The sequence below is a fragment of the Serratia sp. NCCP-200 genome, from assembly GCF_059697885.1.
This window is the reverse complement of record NZ_BAAKUJ010000007.1, coordinates 22,074-42,365: the sequence shown is the minus strand read 5'-3', so window position 1 is coordinate 42,365 and position 20,292 is coordinate 22,074. Positions and strand designations below refer to the sequence as shown.

Here is a 20,292-nt window from a genome sequence, read left to right as displayed (position 1 = left end):
GCTGTGTTCCTCTTAACGTTGCTGAATGCCAGCAAGATGGTCGTCTACCGCGTTACGGACAAACTCGACGTGTGGTCCGAAGACGACGTGAATATGGTTGCTGGAGGGAATAAAGGTCCCCAATGAACCGGCCTCTTTCAGCAACTCCATGTTCATCAGCTTCTGGTCGCCTAGGTCGATACGCAGCCGCGACACGCAGTTTTCTACCCGCTTGATGTTCTGCCTGCCGCCCAGTCCTTCTACGACCAGCTCCGCTACCTTGTCGTACTCTTTGTTATTGAGCAGCGCACTGTCCGCCATCTCTTTCTCGCGGCCTGGCGTTTTGATATCAAACTTGCCGATGGCATAGCGGAACACGCCATAGAACACCACAAAGTTAATCGCGCCCAACAGCAGCAGGTTCGGCCAGTGGGTGTTTTCGTACATCAGCCCGAAGATGCCGAAGTCAAAGATGGTGCCGCGAATATAGCCAATCGAAACGTCCAACATTTGCAGAGGAATGGTTAACAGGCCGCACAAGATTGCGTAGACAACAAAGAGCTGCGGTGCAATAAACAGGAAGGAGAACTCAAGCGGCTCGGTGATATTGCCGAGGAACGCCGTCAGCACCACGGTCAGGATCATCCCTTTGGCGAATTTCTTGTTTTTGAAATAGGCCATGTGGTACATCGCTAATCCGATAGCCGGAACGCGGAACAACGTCGTCAGCATCTGCGACGAAGCCAGGTAGCTGGACAGCGTTGGCATGAACTCATTCCATGCTGGATGGTTGGGTCCCAGTTCAAACAGGATCTTGTTCATGGCGGGCAGAATGCCAACGTAGGTTTGCCCATCAATCAGATAGGTGCCGCCCGCTTCGGTGAAGCGCACCGTTGAACTCAAGACATGGTGCAAGCCAAACGGGATCAGCAAACGGTTCAAGGTCATGTAGATCCCGGCACCGATATTCGGCGCCATCATCACGGTCGAGATGCTCCGCATCCCATAGGTAAACACATCCCACACGAATGGGATCAGCAGGCCGACCGGAATGGTAAAGGCAATCGACAGGATGGCGACCGATTTCTTCCCGCTGAAGAAGGCAAAGGCCAACGGCAGCTGTAGCCGGTAGAACCTGTCTGTCACCTTGGCGGCAAGCAAGCCGGCAATGATCCCTCCCAGCGCTTCTATTTTCAGCGTGTGAATACCGAGCACCATGCCCTGCCCGACCAGCGCCATATTCTCCGTCACCAATTGGTCCATCACTTTCAGATGCACATGCATGGAGATCAGTAAGGTTAGATAGGCGATGACCGAAGCAAAGACCGCAATGCCCTTTTCCTTCTTCGACATGCCATAAGCGACCCCCATGGCGAACAGCAATGGGATATTCTGGAACACCACGCTGCTGATTAATCCCACCGAAGAGAGGATCGCCTTGCAGTAGGCATTTCCCAGAAACGGCAGTTTATCGATCATATACGCCTGGCCCAGCGCGCTACAGATCCCCATTAACATCCCCACCGGGGCTAACACGGCAATAGGCAATAATAGGGAACGCCCAAACGTCTGTATTTCGTTTTTAAAGTTTGATTTCATTATCTGGCCCCTGGTTTACTTTACCGCTCTATCAAACAATGCCAGCGCTCCCACCATCAAGGCCAAATACTGGCTGATTCAAGGCTCATTTTTTGCCCGTCAAAAATCAGGGCTTGGGGCCAATTAACAGGTACGCCAAATCGCCGCCCAGGTCGTTTTCAGACAGGCGGTTAGCAATAAGGCGTAAACTCCAATCTTTTTAATGCTATTTCGCTTATTCTCACCTGCAAAGCGCGGCGTTTTCTGCCATTCTTTTGCCTATTCCTCCTAGCCTTAGCCACGCCTTCGTAGACAGGACAAATAATGGAAGTGTTAACAAAGGATGAAGTGTTATATCACCGGGGAAGTTTGCTGACAGCAGACGGCGTCATGGTCGCCTCATGGGATCTTGAACAACAGGAGAGTTTTTCCGGTGATTATTTTAGCCTGGCTGGCTACCGCGGTATCCGCAATGCCGCTGCGGCCCCTTTCAGCGTGGATTATTGCAACGAATCGGTCGTGCACATCATTAACGGCATGGGCGTAACGCTGGGCGATTCCATTATTGGCCTGACCGCGCTTGAGGCGCTGCGCGAGTTTAATCCCAACCTGCACACTATTATCTACCGGCCAGGGCGCGCGCCCCACTATGTCGATCAGCTTTATCATCTGGCGGCAGGCGTGGTGGCGGATCTCCGTTGGCTGCCGTGGAAGGCAGAGCATATTCCAGAACAAGAACTGTGTATCGATGCCGGTAATCAACTGTTCTGGCCAGCCTTCACCACGTTGCCGATGATCGATTTTTTTCTGCAGGCGCTGGGCGTTGAACCTACCGCTATTCCTGCTACGGCGAAAGCCAACCGCTGGATGCAAAAACTATGTCTGCCGCCATTACCTGAACGCTGGCAGAATAAGCCCTACGTGCTGTTTTGCCCCACCGCCAGTACGCCGTTACGCAGCATTCCGGCCAGTGCCCATGTGCCACTGGTGAATGCCCTGTGGGAGAAATTTGCCTGCCCGGTGCTAGGATTTGGCGCGGTAGATCATCCGCATTATGTGGATATTCAACCGTTTTCCACCACGACCGCGGATTTCCTGGCCTGGGTGAAGCATGCCCGCTATGTTCTGACATCGGATACCGCTGCGGTGCATATTGCCGCTGGTTACGATGTGCCAACCACCGCCTTCTTTACCTCAATCGCTCCCGAATTGCGGGTGCGAGACTATCCTTTATGTCAGCCTGTCTATTTTGCCATCCCCGAGCTGAACAACGTGCAGGCCAGCGCCAGAAAGCATGACCTGGAGCAGGTCGAACTAGCCTTTACTACCCTGATGCTAAACGAATTGCCGTGGGCCTGATCCCCGGTCTGGAGAACTACCGATGCTGTTGACCGCAATAAGAAATACCGCATTTGCCCTGCTGGCTTTGGTCATTACCCAAACCAGCGCACTCAGCTTTACCCTGGAAGTTGGCGGCAAGATTAAAAACACCACCGACGCCGAGAACAAAACCTATGTCTTTACCGATAAAGAGCTGTTTGCCATGCCGGTCCACAGCATCACGACCACCACTTCGTGGACGCCCAGAGTAAAATTCGATGGCGTATTGCTGGCAGATATTTTGGCTAAAGTGGGGGCCGAAGGCACCATGATGACGCTCTACGCGCTGAACGATTATTATATTGATGTGCCCATCTCGGACGTGGCTAAATACAATATGATCCTGGCCTATAAAATGGGCGGGGAAATGTTAAAGGTGCGCGATTTCGGGCCGCTGTTTCTGATCTATCCCCGCGATGCCGGGGGCGCGGAGCTCAACTCTCCGCTGTATAACTCGCGCTTTATCTGGCAGATCAACAGGATAGTAATTAAATGAAGTTAGTCCGCTTCAAAGACAGCGGCAGGTTGGCCATTCCGGCCATTTTTGCCGCCTTATTCCTGCTCGCCTCGACGGTGACGCTGTATTACTACAGCGCCACCTTGTCCAAAAAAGGGCTGTATGCCGTTGCCGGTACGCAGGAGAACTACTCTTGGTCGATCGCCAAGTTCGCCATCAAGCTGGCGGAATTTGAAACCCTGGTGGAACAGCAAAAAAGCACCAATCAGGTGGATATCGATAACCTGAGGCTAAGGTTCGATATTCTCTATTCTCGCTATTCGGTGCTCGCCCGCCCGTCAGAATCGACCCTGCCGCTGTACCACGAGCCTGGATATCCCGAGCTCGTTGAACGGATGCGCAATGAAATTACCCAGTTGGATCAGTTGGTCAACAGCCCTCAGGTAGATCTGGGGTTGATTTCGCAAGCCATGCAACAGATCAAACCTTCCGCGATTATGATGGCCAACCTGGCGGACCACGCTGAAGTGAAACAGCGCACCGGGGCTTACGAAGATTTTATCGAGAAAAGGCACATCATCTTTTATGGCCTGGTGATCATTATGTTCTCGGTGATCGCGCTGATTGCCATCACGCTGATCGTCATCCGCCAGCAGCGCCAAACCATCAGCCAGCAGTCGAAGGCCATTCGCGCAGAGCAAAAGGCTATCCGCACCAAAAACGCCTTCCTCGGTGCCATCGGCCATGAACTGCGCACGTCGCTGCAAAGCATTATGTCCGCCATTGATGTGCTGACCAATACCCGCGTATCCCATGAGCACAAGGATACCTTCCACCGGCTGGAAACTGCCGCCGAGCAGATAGAAAGCCAGATGAAGGATCTCACCGATTATGCACGCCTGGACAGCGGCATGATGGAGCTGCGCATTGTTCCCTTTAATGCCCAGCAGGTGATCGACGAAACGACGGATGAAATCGCCATGCTGACCCATAAACCTGGGGTCAAACTGGTACGTGAAGTGGAGTTTACCCATGCGCAGGTCTATTCAGACCCGCAGCGGCTTCGGCAAATCGTGGTTAACCTGCTGACCAACGCCTTTAAATATACCGAAAGCGGTACCATCACGCTGCACAGCTGCCTGCGTAGCCAACCGGCGGGAAGCTCGTTAATCATTGAAGTCACGGATACCGGCATCGGTATCGACAATGCCCTGCTACCGCAGATTTTTGAGCCCTTTACCCAGCTCGATCAGTCAAATACTCGCCAATACAGCGGGGTTGGCATGGGGTTGGCGATCGTCCACGGCCTGGTCGAATTGCTCGACGGCACGATCACGGTGTACAGCGAGGTGGGAGAAGGCAGCACCTTTATCGTAAGCATCCCCGTTGAGATCAGTGAAGAACAGTTGCCGGAGCAAAGCCCACGTCCGGCAGCGACGCTGTTGAAAAAAGAGCAGCAAATCCTGGTGGTGGACGACAATCCTGCCGCAGGCATGGCCTTTATCGCCCTGCTGGATAAGTTGGGCTATCAATATGAGCTGTGTGACTCGTCGGAACGTGCGCTGCAAAAACTGTTGCGGCGGCCTTACGATGCCTTGCTGCTTGATCTGCAAATGCCCGGCATCGATGGTGTGGCAGTGGCGCAACAGCTGCGTGACCAGCGTGGCCCGAACCGTAATATCCCGATTATCGGTATCAGCGCCTATACGCCGGAGTTGCTCCCTAGCGAGCAACGCGCCATGTTTGACGATTATCTGATGAAACCGGTACGCATGGAGGCGCTATCCACCTCACTCACGTCGCTGTTTGTCGCTACAGATTAAAGCACCGTTGCAGTGCGGCTTCGATCACATGGAGCCGCACCGGCTTTTCATACGGGCCGAGCACGTCATAATCACGCATTGCTCTGGCAATCTCTGACTCACGCAAATCGGTGCCCAACTGGCCGGTCAGCACCAGGATCGGCGCATCCGCATGATCGGAAGTGCGAATGGTTTCTATGCATGTCTGCGCCGTCTCATGGCCTATCAACCAATCCACCACATAGCCATCAAACGGGCTTTTGGCCAGCGCCTGGCAGAAACTGCTGACGTCATAGAAAGCCACGGCGTTGAATCCTTGGCTATTGAGATACTTGGTTAGCTCATCAGCGGCCTGATGTGCATCGTCCAATACCGCAATGCTCAGGCGATCGTCCTCGCTAAGGCCGGGGCGGATCTCGATCAGTTCGACAGCGAAATACTTGCCCTGTGGGGCTTCGCTGGCTCGATAAACGATCCACTGCCCATCCTGCTGCAAGCCAACAAACTCGGCCTGCTTGCTGCCCACTAGTTCGCTGCTAATGTGCGCCACGCAAGGTAACGCCACCCCGGCCACAGAAAAGATGGCATCCTGTGCCACAGTGGACCCTACAGGCTCGCTTTCGGGGAGAATGTCGACGATGGACGCCGGCGTTTCTCCCAAGGCCAGTGCCACGCTGTTGATTTGCTCCAGCGTCCATGGGCTCTGGCCTTTCAGCTTGCGGTGAGCATGGGAAAAACTCAGATCCAAAATGCGGCTGAGTTCCTTGGCATGTTGTCGCTTGCCGATCCCATGTTGCAAAAAGAGTTCCCTGACCTTGCCTGCAATCGACTGCGAATCGAATTTTTGATGATTGTTAAACATGTTATCCTTCGATATATCTCGCTGATTTTTCAGTCGCTTTGACACCCATCCGTACAAAAACGTTATCGAAATCTCGCATACTATACAATCTTAGCCTAATAGCTTGCTTGACATACCATCTTTTATGGTCAAACATGGTATCAGAAGTGATGTATTATAAAAACGATAGTAGAACGATAAGTTAGTAATAACCATACCAACACCAGGGAAATTATAAGCCGGCCACAACACCTGATTAAAGTATCAACAGGGAGTTGCAAGCTGAGCAAGTTTAACCGCAGAGTTAATTGCTTCACCCCTCGTTAAGCCGGGGCCCGCAAGGGTTCCGGTTTTTTATTTGGCAAAAACCCAATGAAAAGGCCGGAGAACACTCCCCGGCCCGTCACTCGTTCGCGGATTATCCCTCAACTCTGGCATCTTCCTCAGCCTGGCGAATGATGGCTTTGGCCATCCACTGGGTTACATCCTGAATATCATCGAGCTCTAAACCCCAAATGTCCTTCAGCACCAGGAACACCTCGGAACCATAAATCAGCGAAAAGGCGTGGATCACGCGTTGCAGGGCTTCAGCAGGGAGTTTGTTCTGCAAGGGCTCAACCGCCAGCTTCAACAGCCGCTTGCGATTGCCACGCACGAACTTTTCGCCCGGCGTCGCGTTAGCCCATTGCTGGAGCGATAGCTGTAACGCCGCACGTAGCGCGCCTTCATGCTGCTCCATCTGCGGGTAGGCAAACGCCAACAGTTGATGAATGCGCTTGAGCGCATCGTTATCCTGCGGTTGCCATTCAAGGATCGGCCCCAGGCTTTTCGCCACAACGGCGGAGATCAGGGCACTTTGGGTGGGAAAATAGCGATAAGCGGTGGCACGAGAGACCTGCGCATGCGCCGCTAGCTCAGTAATCGAAGGGAAGACTCCACCATCGTAGAGCTCCATCGCACAGGCCAGCAGCAAGCTGCGGGTTTTGGCACGAGTATGTGTCAAAGATTCATCCCGTGGAGCGGGAAATGCGGATATTGGCACGTTTTCCTCGAACTTCCTCGTATCTTCCAGCCTTGGAGTCAATACGATAGACAGCCTCACCGACAGATCCTGGCCCATCGGCAACGTAAAAAATTACAGCTAAGATAGCCAAAAACGGGACTCAAGTCTCACTTTAAACAAATTAATGCTTGCAAAAATGATACGGCAGTCTCATTATGACCAACAAATAAACGATAGTACCTTATTGTCCGACACCAGGGTTCACCACCTACTATAAAAAATAGCATTAAAATCAATTTGTTCAGGCCTTTGTCTGAACCTTTTTCAGGAACAGATGATGAGCAGCACCCCGGGTTTTGTCTATATTGCTACCACAGCAGATACTAAAGGACAAGAACTGGAATATGTCCGTCATCTGATCGCCAATCTCGATTTACCCGTCATCACCCTCGATCTCTCCACTTCCGGTAAGCCTTCTCTGTATCACGCGGACGTTTCTGCGCATGAGATCGCGGGTTACCATCCGGAAGGTGAACAAGCCGTTTTTTGTGCTAATCGCGGGCAGGCGATTGCGGCCATGGCTATCGCTTTTGAGCGCTTCATGCTCTCACGTCGTGATGTTGCTGGGCTGCTCGGTTTGGGTGGGTCTGGTGGCACCGCGATCATCACGCCCGCCATGCAACAGTTGCCCATCGGCCTGCCAAAGCTGATGGTGTCGAGTATGGCTGCGGGTGATGTCGCTGGCTATGTCGGCTCCAGCGATATTGCCATGCTGTATTCCGTCACCGATATCGCCGGGCTAAATCGCATTTCACGCAAGGTATTGAGCAATGCCGCCAACCAGATAGCCGGCGCCATCCGCTTTCATATCGATGATGATGCCGACAGCAAACCTGCCACCGGCCTGACCATGTTTGGCGTCACTACGCCTTGTATCAAGGCCGTGACCAGCGCCATTGAGCACGACTGGGATTGCCTGGTGTTTCACGCTACCGGCAGTGGTGGCCAGGCAATGGAGAAGCTGATCGACAGCCGCTTGCTCAACGCCGTATTGGATCTGACCACCACCGAGGTGTGCGACTATCTTTTTGATGGCGTGTTGGCCTGCAACGAAGATCGCTTTGGGGCCATTGCCCGCACCGAGATCCCTGGTGTGATGTCATGCGGAGGGCTGGATATGATCAACTTCGGTCACCCGAAAACCATTCCGGCCCGCTACGCCAATCGTCAATTTTATTGCCACAACAGCCAGGTAACGCTGATGCGCACCACGGCGCAGGAGAATACCCAGTTAGGGCGCTGGATTGGTGACAAGCTGAACGCCTGCGCCGGGGAAGTATGCTTTGTCGTACCGCTGGGTGGCTTTTCAACCTTGGATGCGCCAGGGCAACCCTTCTGGGATCCACAAGCGCTGAGCGCTTTTGTTCACTCGCTGGAACGGACGCTGGTACAGACCGCAAAACGCCGGTTGCTCAAGGTACCGTACCATATCAACGATCCCCTGTTCGCCGCGGTTATTATCGAACACTTTAATGCCATTGCTGCTACGGCTAAATAATCCTGTCAGAAATTAAAATCGTGTCGATGGCCCTACTATGGGCCGCAAATCCTTTAATGGGCCGATAAAACTTAAATTGGGCCATAAAACCTGATACAGTGGGCCATAAATGGCAAAACGGGCCGTAAATATGATATTTTACGGTCCGTGTTTTTACTGGCCCGCAGGAAACAAACATCGATGACATCCTCAGATACCCTATCCAACCTGCAGCAGGGCATCCTGACCGCCATCGCTGCCGCGAAAACTCCCGTCAGTTCTGGGGAACTGGCGAAGCAGCTTCAGGTCGGTCGCTCCACCATCAAGCGTCATATTGAGGTCCTGCTCAGGGAAGACAGAATCATCCGATACGGCACCGGACGAGGAACCCGTTACACCCTCTCAGGGCAACAGACAGAGTCGGTACAACCCACGTCTTCGGTCACAACAGACAGTGGCATCGCACCTCACACCACGGAAGCGCAAGCTCTTCTCAACTACCTACACTCCCCACTGACTACCAGGGAGATTACTGGTTATGACCGAAGCTTTGTGGAAGACTACATCCCGAACCAGACCTTTCTGCTGTCAGAGTCTCTTGCCAGGGCACTAATGGAAGAAGGGAAGATGGCCGGGCAGCAACCTGCCGGGACCTATGCCCGAAAAGTGCTGGAGCAGTTGCTGATTGATTTATCCTGGTCCTCATCGCAATTGGAAGGCAACCGGTATTCCTTGCTGGCAACCGAGGAACTCTTTAAAAGCGGGACAGAAGCCGGGGATATGGATGCAGTGATGCTGTTGAACCATAAGCAGGCGATTGAGTTTATGGTCGATGCCGTCCCCGAATCCGGACTGACTGGCCCTGTCATCAGCAACCTGCATGCTCTATTGATGCACGACTTGCTTTCTGAGCCGGAAGGTCTCGGGGCTATCAGGAAGAAGATAGTGAATATCAGCGGAACAACTTACACTCCGCTGCAGACACCTTTCCTGCTGCAGGAGATGTTTGACAAAATTATTGAGAAGGCCCGGCAAATCATAAATCCGGTAGAGTCCGCATTTTTTCTGTGGGTCAATCTTGCCTACCTGCAACCCTTTGAGGACGGTAACAAAAGAACCAGCAGGCTCGCGGCCAACATTCCGCTGATGCTGTATAACAGTGCCCCTTTGTCCTTCCTTGACGCTGATGCCACGAATTATGCATACGCCATGATGGGGGTCTATGAAAAGCGTAATGTGGCTCTAGCGGTGGAGTTGTTTGAGCATCTGTACCGTCGCTCAATAAAACGCTACGCCGTGACACTCCAGGCAATGGGTGTTCCTGACCCGTTCAGGCTACGCCACCGGGAGGACTTAAATACAGCCATCCGCTATATCGTCACCGACAGGGAGAGTATCGAATCCGCCCTGCTAGCCATCACTATTGCCGCAGAAGATAAGGAGCAGTTCAGGGCTCTCCTGCAGGATGAACTCCGGGTACTGAACACGCACAACTGCGCCCGGTATCGCCTTTCGATGCGTATGACGGAACAGTGGATTAAAGACGGGAAACCGGCCTAGTCATCCAGTTCAACCCGTGCGAGATCCGCGGGAAATAGGCTGTAGGCGTGGCAGCACAGACACCATCCTCAATTTTGTATTCCAGATGGTCTTCGGGGGAAAATTCATTAAGAGTGATGATTTCAAACTGGTATTACTGGAGAGAGAGTTCTTTGAACATGGCGGTCAGTCCATTTTTTACACTAACCTTATTAGATTAAAATTTTAGCTTCACGGTCAGTGACTTTGTCATTAATAACAAAGCCGGGCAAATAACCCGGCATTTTTACTTTGACAGCAATGTTAATTATTCAGCAGCAGGAACATGATCGCGCATTTTTTTCATATGCTCCATCATCTTCTGCTCGCGTTTCTGATAATTCTCATTGTATTGTTTTTTCTGCTCTGGCGTTAGCAGGTTATACATTTTGTTTTCCGCTTTGGCGCGTTCCAGCATGTGCTCAGATTGCGCTTTACCGATCGCATCGATCTGGGCTTTTGCCTTGGCTTCGTCGAAGCTTTCCGAAGCGATCATGCTGTGCAGTGCCTGGCGCTCTTCTTTAGCACCCGGGCCGCGTTTTTGATGCGACTCTTTCATGATATCGCGCATCTGCTGGCGCTGCTCTTTGGTCAGGTTCAGGCCGGCAAACGGGCCTTCTTTGCCTGGGCCTTTATGATGCATCATTTTTGCCGGTGCAGCGGCTGTGGCCGATGCGGTTGCCGGGGTGGCAGTTGCGTCCGCAGCAAAGGCGGCAGAAGCCGAACCCAGGGCTAAGGTTGAAGCGACAAATAAAGCAGTCAGTTTACGCATAATTATTTCCTTAAAAGTTATTCTTCATCAGGAGCGCTGTACGTTAACAGGCTCACTATCTCGTCGTCGGAAATAATAGTATGCGCATGAATATATAGTAATGCGAGGGAGTGTAAATTTTTTAAAATCAAAAATGGCAATATTCGTCAATTATGAATAAATTATGGAGAAGGCGTCTGTTATTTGGAAGATTACATGACCCAAGCGTAATTATTAGTGTGGCTTTTGTCCACCTCCAGCTTGGGATTAATTTAGCATCCCTAGCCACAACTCTGGCTCAACGAAGCCAAAAACTGATTTTCGCACACTGCGCGGTTCTCTTTTACACTCTATACAGACGTCGTTCACGCGATCCCCATCGTCTTTCAGGCTGCAGCGTAGGGTCCGGCTGTCCCATTTTGAGGAATGAACATGTTCGCAGACCAAGGCCCGATACTCCTTAACACCCATTTTGGCACCAGCAGCCCTTACTGGCATCTGGCGTTTGACAGCAATGCCCTGCAGTTGACGGCAATCAAAGGCAAAACACACCTTGCCGTGGCTCTCGACGAAATGCAGGCGGCGAAAATCCGCCGTCTGAGCGGGGTTACCGCCAGCCTGGATCTGACCATCCAGCTCAGCGGCCAGCCCATCCACCTGCATTTGGTCGGACGCCGGGTCAATAAATTAGAGTGGGCAGGCACCGCCTCTGCCTATACCGATACCGAGGCCGTGGCACGTGATTTGGTGCACGGCCTATCGTTTGCCGAACAGGTGGTGTCAGAGGCCAATTCCGTCATTGTCATCGTTGACCAACACGGCCGCGTCCAGCGCTTTAACCGCCTGAGCGAAGAGTATACCGGCCTGCAGGAACAGGACGTGATAGGCAAAAACGTCTTCAAGATGTTTATGAGCCCCGAAGAGGCCGCAGCATCTCGGCGCAATATTGCCAACTTCTTTCGCAACGGGGCCTCCTATGAGGTGGAGCGCTGGATCAAAACGGTCAAAGGCGAGCGGTTATTCCTGTTCCGCAACAAGTTTGTCCACAGCGGCAGCGGCAAAAAAGAGGTGTTCCTGATCTGTTCCGGCACGGATATCACCGAAGAACGCCGTGCCCAGGAACGCCTGCGGCTATTGGCCAATACCGATACCATCACCGGCCTGCCAAACCGCAACGCCATTCAGGATGATATTAACCGGGCGATAAGCGAACGCGGTGAAAGCCACGTAGGGCTGGTCTATCTCGATCTGGATAACTTCAAAAAAGTGAACGACGCCTATGGCCATATGTTTGGCGATCGCTTGCTGATCGAGGTGTCCCACGCCATTCTCAGTTGCCTGGATCATGGCGAAAAACTTGCCCGTCTGGGGGGAGATGAATTTCTGGTGATGGTCACCCAGGCCGACCGGATTATGCTGCAAGAGCTGGCCCAGCGCATTATCGATCGTTTGCAAATGCCCTTCCGCATCGGCCTGATCGAGGTCTACACCGGCTGTTCGATTGGTATTGCCCTTTGCCCGCAACATGGCCACGATCTGGACAGCCTGATCCGCAGCGCCGATACCGCCATGTACGTCGCCAAGGAGCACGGCAAACGCACCTTTATCGTCTTCTCGCCGGACATGAACCGCCGCGTTGCCGAATACATGTGGCTGGATACCAACCTGCGTAAGGGGCTGGAACAGGAGCAACTGGTGGTGTATTACCAACCCAAGGTCACAACGCTCAACGGAGCTGTGAACAGCGTAGAGGCGCTGGTCCGCTGGGATTCGCCGGAGCGCGGGCTGATCCCACCGCTGCAGTTTATCTCCTATGCCGAAGAGTCCGGGCTGATTGCCCCACTTGGTCGCTGGGTGCTGCAAACCGCCGCTAAACAGGCTGCCATTTGGCAGCAGCAGGGGCTGAATTTACGCATCGCGGTTAACCTTTCCGCCAGGCAGTTGGTGGATGACAGCGTGGTAGACGATCTGGTTGAGGTACTGCGAGAAAACCAGCTTTCTCCCTGCACTCTGGACTTTGAGCTGACCGAGAGCAGCCTGATAGAAGATGAGAATCGGGCTCGTGAGGTGATCGCCCGGCTACGGGCCTTGGGCGCCCAGGTACACCTGGATGATTTTGGCACCGGTTACTCCTCTCTGGCCCAGTTGGCACGTATCCCGCTGGACGCCATCAAGCTGGATCAAAGCTTTGTTCGCGGCGTCAATCTGGCCCCGGTATCACAGTCACTGATACGCGCCATCGTCGCGGTCGCCGAAGCGCTACAGTTCAAGGTGATTGCCGAAGGGGTCGAGACGGACAGTGAAAATCGCTTCCTGGACTGCGTTGGGGTCGATGAAAAACAGGGATTTCTTTTCGCCCGGCCGATGCTGCCCGAACAGTTGGAGCAGTGGCTGAAAACCTATAGCCCGCAATCACCAAAGTGATGCGGGCGGGAATTAACGCTTAGCCAGCGTGACGCTGATTAAGCGTGTGCCGATCCTGCAACATCACCAACCGCTCAATATACAGACGATCCTTCTCCTCGATGGTAAAGGCCGCATGCACCCAATCCTCGGTGATGTCCATCAGCTCGGAGCGGGTTAACTGTAATACCCGCTGACGCGCGCGCAACATGGCACGCATACCATTCAGCTTGGGCCTGATGGTGTCGATGAAGGTACGAGTCGCCATATAGGCATCACCTGGTTGAAACAGCTTATCCACCAGCCCATAGTTTTCGAACCATTCGGCAGTGTGAGACTCACCGCTCCAGATCAGTTCTTCCGCCAGGCGCATACCTGCCTTGCGGGCTACCAGTGAATAACCGCCCATACCGGGAAACAGATTGAAGGCGATTTCTGGGAACCCCATCCGTGCGTTGTTCTGCGCCAAAACAAAATGGTGCGCCAATGCCGCCTCAAAACCGCCCCCTAGCGCGCTGCCCTCCACCATGGCAATGCTGATGGCCCCGGTATCAAAACCTCGTGCTGCCGCATGCACACAGTCGATACAGGCCCGCGCATATGCCATCATCGCCTCACGCTTGCGGTTTTTGATCGCTTCGGCAAAAAAGCTCAGATCCCCGCCGACGTTAAACATGTTTTGCACCAGCGAGCCAGTGACCCAGAAGTCGAACTGCAACGTCGACTCTTTCGCCGCCTGCGCCAGCGTCATGATGTCTTCTATCAGCGCCTGATTGAAGCAAGGACGCGGCTCTGCACGCAATAACATCCACATGATGTGGCGATCTTCCTCGTAATAAGCGGAAAGTTGCGACAGGTTGCCCGCTTCGGTAAATGGACGACAGGTGGGATGATTGAATAATTTCATAAGACCTTCCATTTTATCTATTGATTCAGGAAATAACCGTTCCAGCCCCTACGGCTGCAGAAGGCGCATGCCGGATAAAAAAGCGCGCGCCATAAGATGAGTAAAAGCCTTCCTGGCGCTGAGATAGATAAAATTGCAGGGATCTGGCAGAAAAACAGACGTGTGGTGAATAGGACAAAATCGAACGTTCTTGCTCGCAGCTGTTGGTAGAGGCCATCATCAGAATTAACCCAATCTCGTCCATAACGGCCAAATCGAGGGCATATTTGGCTATAATCAAGCACATGCCCATTGATTTACCTGAAGGATACCGTGACGTAATGCAGAATAAAGCCGCTCCAGAGCAGCCTGAGGCCATTGAGAAACCGACGATCGCCATCAAAACCGGCAACCAAAAACTGGATAAAGGCCTTTCGGGGTTCGCTCGCCTGATAGAGCGCGTTAAAGCCTGGCCCACCATCGCTCACCTGCTGCGAGCCACCGAACGCTTCAACGACCGTCTCGGCAGCCAGTTTGGCGCCGCCATTACCTACTTCTCGTTTCTCTCACTGATCCCGATCCTGATGGTGTCGTTTGCCGCCGTGGGCTTTGTGCTGGCATCTAATCCGGATTTGCTGGCCGAACTGATCAACAAGATCGTCAACAGCATCAGCGATCCCACGCTGGCCAGTACCTTGAAGAACACGGTGAATACCGCCATCCAGCAACGTACCACCGTCGGCCTGACCGGTCTGGCGCTGGCGCTGTACTCCGGCATCAGTTGGATGGGTAACCTGCGTGAGGCGATCCGCGCCCAGTCCCGTGACGTCTGGGAACGTAATCCGCAGGATCAGGAGAAAATCTATTTTCGCTACACCCGCGATTTTATTTCATTAACCGGCCTGGTGGTGGCACTGATCGTCACGCTGTCGTTAACCTCGATTGCGGGTTCTGCCCAGGCGGCCATCGTGCATGCGTTGGGGCTGGATGGCATTGAATGGCTACGGCCAGCGATGACGCTGATCGCACTGTCGATCTCCATTTTTGCCAACTACCTGCTGTTTCTGTGGATCTTCTGGATGCTGCCACGCCATAAGCCGAAGAAAAAAGCGCTGCTGCGCGGCACGCTGATCGCCGCAATTGGCTTTGAAGCTATCAAGTTTGTGATGACCATGACGCTGCCGCAGGTCGCCAAATCGCCTTCCGGTGCCGCCTTTGGCTCGGTGATCGGGCTGATGGCGTTCTTCTACTTTTTTGCCCGCCTGACGCTGTTTTGCGCCGCCTGGATTGCCACGGCAGAGTATAAAGAGGACAAAACCCTGCCGCAGGGCAAGTGAATATCCACCATCAGCATGGTATTCATGCCAGTCGCAAGGTTGCGACTGGTTTTTTATTTCAACAATCAACTAAAAAAACAGTCAATAACTCTAAATCAAGACTAAACAACCGGCAAAAACCAGCATAACAAACTACCCTATAACTTTTCTTTGCTCCTTTTCCAGTCATTATCTCTGCGTATAGCTCACTTCACCACGTTAACGACCATAGAACGTCAACTCGTTAAAACATTAGTCTTTTTAACAGTTTATTTGCCAGATAGTACAAAATCTCCCCGTTGAAAAGCCATTTTGCTATGACTAAGATGAATTTTTCCCTAGTCAAAATATAAGAAATAACTATGCAAGCCACCATCGCAACCCCCTTGGACGCCGATGCCGCGTCCACACCGGTTAACTCCCGGGGAAAAGTCATCGTCGCCTCTCTGGTCGGTACCGCCATCGAGTTCTTTGATTTCTATATTTATGCCACCGCTGCGGTGATCGTATTCCCGCATATCTTCTTCCCACAGGGTGACCCGGCAGCTGCAACGCTACAATCGCTGGCCACCTTCGCCATCGCCTTTGTGGCACGGCCAATCGGCTCTGCTCTGTTCGGCCACTTCGGCGACCGCGTCGGGCGGAAGGTCACCTTGGTGGCTTCACTGCTGACCATGGGGATTTCCACCGTGCTGATCGGTCTGCTGCCAAGCTATGCAACCATTGGCATCTTTGCACCGATCCTGCTGGCGCTGGCACGCTTTGGCCAAGGCCTGGGTCTGGGTGGTGAATGGGGCGGTGCCGCGTTACTGGCCACCGAGAATGCGCCTGCCAACAAACGTGCGCTGTACGGCTCTTTCCCGCAGTTGGGTGCACCGATCGGCTTCTTCTTCGCCAACGGCACCTTCCTGCTACTCTCTTGGTTGCTGACTGACGAACAGTTCATGACCTGGGGCTGGCGCGTACCATTTATCCTCTCTGCCGCGCTGGTGCTGGTGGGCCTGTATGTGCGTATTTCGCTGCATGAGACTCCGGTTTTTGCCAAGGTGGCCAAAGCGGGCAAACAGGTAAAGGTCCCGCTCGGAACACTGCTGAGCAAGCACAAAAAGGCCACCATCCTGGGTACCTTCATCATGCTGGCTACCTATACGCTGTTCTACCTGATGACCGTTTACTCCATGACCTACGGCACGGCCGCAGAGCCGCTAGGGCTGGGATATTCACGTAACAGCTTCCTGTGGATGCTGATGGTAGCGGTGATTGGTTTTGGCGTGATGGTGCCGATCGCCGGTTTGCTGGCCGATGCCTTTGGCCGCCGCAAGACCATGATTGTCATCACCCTGTTGATGATCGGCTTTGCCTTCCTGTTCCCGAGCATGCTGGGTTCCGGCAATCAGCTGTTGGTGATGGCTTTCCTGCTGCTGGGGCTGAGCATTATGGGCCTGACCTTTGGCCCGATGGGTGCACTGCTGCCTGAACTGTTCCCAACCGAAGTGCGCTACACCGGGGCCTCGTTCTCGTATAACGTGGCCTCGATCCTGGGGGCTTCGGTAGCGCCTTATATTGCGACCTGGTTGGCTAACAACTACGGGCTGTTCTACGTTGGCATGTACCTGGCGGCCATGGCCAGCCTGACGCTGATCGCGCTGCTGCTGATGAAAGAAACCCGCCACACGTCTCTGTAATCCTCTCCCGGCCCCCTGCCTATGGGGGCCTGTTTGTCTGTTGTCACAAATCCCGGCTATGCTATCCCTCCATTTGCTGAGGAAACCCGCCCATGTCATTGCGCCGTTGGCTCTGTTTGTCTGTTACGTTGCTGATAATTATCGCCATTGCCGCCTATTTCTGGCTGAAACCGGCCCACCCGGATGCGCTGTGGCGTATCGTCAGCCAGCAATGCCAGCCAAATCAGCAACAAAACCATAATCCGGCCCCCTGCGCACAGGTAGATGAGCAGGCAGGGTTCGTGGTGCTGAAAGACCGCAATGGGCCTTTACAATACCTGTTGATGCCAACGGCCAAAATCACCGGTATTGAAAGTCCGCAGGTACTGAAGCCCGATACCGCCAACTTCTTCGCCTTAGCCTGGCAGGCCCGGCATTTTATGGCGGATAAACTCGGTAAACCGATCGACGATGCCGCCATCTCTCTGGCGATCAACTCCGAATATGGCCGTACGCAAAATCAGCTGCATATTCATATTTCTTGCCTGCAACCGGCGGTAAAAAGCCGGCTGGCACAGCTGCAAGGGGATTTCAGTGAAAGCTGGCAGCCGCTACCTGGTGGATTGCTGGAGCATGATTATTTGGCTCGCCGCGCCAGCGCTGCTGAACTCAAGCAGCTTGGGGCATTCCGTTTGCTGGCTCAGGGCGTTGAGGGAGCACGTGAAAGCATGGGGAGCTACGGCATGGCGATGACGACCTTACCGGGAGGAGATTTCCTACTGCTGGCTGTGAAACGTAACCTGTGGCAGCTGAATCTGGCCTCCGCCGAAGAGATCCAGGATCACGGCTGCCAGGTACTGCATTAACCCCTCACCCCAACCCTCTCCCAAAGGGAGAGGGAGCTGATAGCCCCTGCTTGCTTGGAAGTAAAAAGGTCATCTTACGCCCTTTCAACCAAGGTGAATTAGCCAGTGCTCATGAAGAATCACTACACTTTAAGCCCAGCTCGATCGGTCCCCTCTCCTGGGGGAGAGGGTTAGGGTGAGGGGTCACTTCTTGTTCTTCATCTGCTGCAGGATCTTGCCACACTGGTTTTCTTCGCCACCGTCACTCGGTGAAACCAGGGCAAGCAATGCCGCTGCCGGAGCAACGACAACGCCCAATGCCACCGCAGCCACCCCGCGAGCAATCAACGGCCCAGCCTTCACGCCAGCGTCCGGTTTTTTAAACGTCCCTTTGACATACAGCGGCGAACGCAAGGTCAGCACCCGCATCCCTTTGCTTTCCGGATCGATGGACAGATCCAGCCGCTCGGTGGCGAAATTGATGTTGCCGGTGATGTTGATGATGGCATTTTCCGTATCAAACACGAACAGTCGTGGTGTCGCCAACCCGCTGCGAATGCCGACATCCGCCGCCGCGCAGTTGATCCCCACCTCGTCATCGCCAAACAGTTGAGCTACCAGGTAGTTACCTACGTTGAGGCCCAGGATTTCCATCAGACTGCGGCTGATCACGCCGTCATTGATCAGCAGGCGCAGATCGCCGCTGCTGGTCGCCAGCAAATCGGCCACCGAGTTGCCGCTGCCCGTTAGCTTGGCATCGCCGTTCAATTCCCCCAAGCTGCGCTTCATCGACTCCACGTTCGGCAGCAGCTGCTTGAGCTGGAACTTACGCGCATGCATATCCACCCGGCCCTGCATCGGGCTCTTGCTACCATCAAGACGGACGGTGGCATTCAGGTTGCCCCCGGCCACGCCAAAACGCAGCGGGTCCATCAGGATCACCGCGTTATCCAGCTTAAGATGGGTATTCAGATCGCTCAACGGCAGCGAACTGCCATGCTCAATACGTTTGGCGGTAAATTTGACGTCGGCATCCATTACCCCCCAGCTTTTGGTTTCGAACTTCTCAACCGGCAGCACTTTGTCGCTCGGCTGGCGGGTTTTCTCGCCGCGATTGGCTTTCTGCTGATTGGAGTCCGCGCCGATCAATGGCGCAAGATCGGCAAAACGCAGCTGTTTGGAAAGCACTTCACCGCTCAACTTGGGCCGAGGGTGGCTCGCAACGTACTTCAAGTCCCCATGGATATCGCTGTCACCGATCTTGCCGTCAAAACCCTGATACTCGAATACCGCACCGCCCGGTTGATGCAACTGGGCGATAAGATGGCCATCGGTAGAATAAGGTGGAGTGTTGGGTAACAGCACGCCGGTCAGCGCATACAGGTTTCCCAGGCTGTCACCGGAGAATTTCAGCCGTAGATCCAGGCCGCCAAGGTTCAGCGGATCGGACAACGTCCCCGCGACCTGCACTCTGGTATTGCCGGAACGGACATCGGCCTGCAGCGGGAACGGAATATCAGCGCTTTGCAGTGACAGCATGCCACCTATCTTGCCGCTGCCTGACAGCGCTTCACCGTGGTATTTTCCTTTAATCTTCCAGCCGAAGACATAATCCGGCGTCGTCGCTTTATCTCCCGGCTGCTTACCCGCAACTTCACTAAAGGGCAGAGGCTTGCCAAGTGGGTCGATCAGCGCCTGGAAATCGGCCTTGAGCGTGGCGTCTTTAAAATCAATCTGGCCGCGATCGAACACGATATCGTGAATGCTGACAGACCAGTCTGACTGCGGTTGGTTGGGGTCTTTTTCAGCGCTGTTGGCCAGGTTGAAGGTCCAGTTATTGTCACCGTTCGTCAGGCGCTGTAGCGTGGCATTTGGCTGTTTCAACCAGATACGCGGGATCAGCACCTCTTTGCCCAGCAGCGCCAATGGCGCGATCGAAGCATCGACGCGTTGCAGTGTGACCATCTCATCACCGGGGATCCTGGCAGGGTTGCCCAGCATAATATCTTCGGCGTAGATATGCGGCCAAGGCACCCAGGCACGCCAGCCTCCCTCATCCTGATGACGTTCCCAGTTAACGCCCAGATCGCCACGAATAGCAAACGGGCGCTGCAGCTCGGCAGAGACTTTGCTATTGATGGTGGGTTTGAGGCGGTTCCAATCGAAGGTGGCAATGAACACCACCAAAACCACGATAATCAGCAGTACGATGCCGCCAATCCAGCTAAAAGTTTTGCCTGTTCTTGTCATAGCGGCTCCCTTGAGGCGATAG

15 protein-coding genes are annotated in these 20,292 nt (G+C 53.7%); 9 read left to right on the top strand and 6 right to left on the bottom strand.

Features of this window, described 5'->3' with window-relative positions; genetic code table 11:
- Nucleotides 1-12: 12 nt before the first annotated feature.
- Nucleotides 13-1,578: a PTS transporter subunit EIIC gene (locus AC6HVW_RS20465; protein WP_059199412.1), complete on the bottom strand. Its 1,566-nt coding sequence runs from the start codon at nucleotides 1,576-1,578 to the stop codon at nucleotides 13-15.
- 303 nt (nucleotides 1,579-1,881) lie between these two features.
- Here AC6HVW_RS20465 and AC6HVW_RS20460 point away from each other — a divergent pair, with 303 nt between their 5' ends.
- Genes AC6HVW_RS20460 through AC6HVW_RS20450 form a run of 3 tightly spaced genes read left to right on the top strand, consistent with a single transcriptional unit; the run spans nucleotide 1,882 to nucleotide 5,217 of the window.
- On the top strand, nucleotides 1,882-2,916 hold the full coding sequence (locus tag AC6HVW_RS20460; protein WP_071681447.1) for a glycosyltransferase family 9 protein: 1,035 nt from the start codon (nucleotides 1,882-1,884) through the stop codon (nucleotides 2,914-2,916).
- Between the two features lie 22 nt (nucleotides 2,917-2,938).
- Nucleotides 2,939-3,433: a putative pterin-binding protein gene (locus AC6HVW_RS20455; RefSeq protein ID WP_024527650.1), complete on the top strand. Its 495-nt coding sequence runs from the start codon at nucleotides 2,939-2,941 to the stop codon at nucleotides 3,431-3,433.
- Nucleotides 3,430-5,217 (top strand): ATP-binding response regulator, encoded by a 1,788-nt coding sequence (locus AC6HVW_RS20450; protein ID WP_021807382.1) that lies wholly within the window; start codon nucleotides 3,430-3,432, stop codon nucleotides 5,215-5,217. Before AC6HVW_RS20455 ends, AC6HVW_RS20450 begins: the two co-directional genes overlap by 4 nt.
- Here the strand turns inward: AC6HVW_RS20450 and AC6HVW_RS20445 are convergent.
- Both AC6HVW_RS20445 and AC6HVW_RS20440 read right to left on the bottom strand, forming a co-directional pair.
- A complete protein-coding gene (locus tag AC6HVW_RS20445) occupies nucleotides 5,207-6,058 on the bottom strand; it encodes a helix-turn-helix domain-containing protein (protein WP_071681449.1) in 852 nt (283 codons plus the stop codon). The genes AC6HVW_RS20450 and AC6HVW_RS20445 overlap by 11 nt on opposite strands.
- Nucleotides 6,059-6,455: 397 nt before the next feature.
- On the bottom strand, nucleotides 6,456-6,992 hold the full coding sequence (locus AC6HVW_RS20440) for a TetR/AcrR family transcriptional regulator (protein ID WP_223499731.1): 537 nt from the start codon (nucleotides 6,990-6,992) through the stop codon (nucleotides 6,456-6,458).
- 385 nt (nucleotides 6,993-7,377) lie between these two features.
- On the opposite strand from AC6HVW_RS20440, the gene AC6HVW_RS20435 reads away from it, so the two are divergent.
- Both AC6HVW_RS20435 and AC6HVW_RS20430 read left to right on the top strand, forming a co-directional pair.
- On the top strand, nucleotides 7,378-8,598 hold the full coding sequence (locus AC6HVW_RS20435; RefSeq protein WP_071681451.1) for a Tm-1-like ATP-binding domain-containing protein: 1,221 nt from the start codon (nucleotides 7,378-7,380) through the stop codon (nucleotides 8,596-8,598).
- 180 nt (nucleotides 8,599-8,778) lie between these two features.
- On the top strand, nucleotides 8,779-10,137 hold the full coding sequence (locus tag AC6HVW_RS20430; RefSeq protein ID WP_071681453.1) for a Fic family protein: 1,359 nt from the start codon (nucleotides 8,779-8,781) through the stop codon (nucleotides 10,135-10,137).
- Nucleotides 10,138-10,423: 286 nt separating this feature from the next.
- Here the strand turns inward: AC6HVW_RS20430 and spy are convergent, their stop codons facing one another.
- Nucleotides 10,424-10,927, bottom strand: coding sequence for an ATP-independent periplasmic protein-refolding chaperone Spy (spy, locus tag AC6HVW_RS20425; protein ID WP_071681454.1), 504 nt, complete (start codon nucleotides 10,925-10,927; stop codon nucleotides 10,424-10,426).
- A 411-nt stretch (nucleotides 10,928-11,338) separates the two neighbouring features.
- Here spy and pdeR point away from each other — a divergent pair, with 411 nt between their 5' ends.
- Entirely contained in the window at nucleotides 11,339-13,330 is a 1,992-nt protein-coding gene (gene pdeR / locus AC6HVW_RS20420) for a cyclic di-GMP phosphodiesterase (RefSeq protein ID WP_071681456.1), read from the top strand.
- 19 nt (nucleotides 13,331-13,349) lie between these two features.
- Here the strand turns inward: pdeR and AC6HVW_RS20415 are convergent, their stop codons facing one another.
- The gene (locus AC6HVW_RS20415; RefSeq protein WP_071681458.1) at nucleotides 13,350-14,216 is read right to left on the bottom strand and encodes a crotonase/enoyl-CoA hydratase family protein; all 867 of its coding nucleotides are present in this window, start codon (nucleotides 14,214-14,216) and stop codon (nucleotides 13,350-13,352) included.
- A 320-nt stretch (nucleotides 14,217-14,536) separates the two neighbouring features.
- Here AC6HVW_RS20415 and yhjD point away from each other — a divergent pair, with 320 nt between their 5' ends.
- The 3 genes from yhjD (at nucleotide 14,537) to AC6HVW_RS20400 (ending at nucleotide 18,041) form a co-directional block, all read left to right on the top strand.
- Nucleotides 14,537-15,532 carry an inner membrane protein YhjD gene (gene yhjD, locus AC6HVW_RS20410; protein WP_024527658.1) on the top strand — a complete coding sequence of 332 codons (996 nt, stop codon included), beginning with the start codon at nucleotides 14,537-14,539 and terminating at the stop codon, nucleotides 15,530-15,532.
- A gap of 341 nt (nucleotides 15,533-15,873) precedes the next feature.
- On the top strand, nucleotides 15,874-17,196 hold the full coding sequence (locus AC6HVW_RS20405) for an MFS transporter (RefSeq protein ID WP_021807376.1): 1,323 nt from the start codon (nucleotides 15,874-15,876) through the stop codon (nucleotides 17,194-17,196).
- Between the two features lie 92 nt (nucleotides 17,197-17,288).
- Nucleotides 17,289-18,041, top strand: a complete 753-nt coding sequence (locus tag AC6HVW_RS20400) for a CDP-diacylglycerol diphosphatase (RefSeq protein ID WP_186486523.1) — start codon at nucleotides 17,289-17,291, stop codon at nucleotides 18,039-18,041.
- Nucleotides 18,042-18,224: 183 nt separating this feature from the next.
- On the opposite strand, the gene AC6HVW_RS20395 is transcribed toward AC6HVW_RS20400, so the two are convergent.
- Nucleotides 18,225-20,270 (bottom strand): AsmA family protein, encoded by a 2,046-nt coding sequence (locus tag AC6HVW_RS20395; RefSeq protein ID WP_186486524.1) that lies wholly within the window; start codon nucleotides 20,268-20,270, stop codon nucleotides 18,225-18,227.
- Nucleotides 20,271-20,292: the final 22 nt, after the last annotated feature.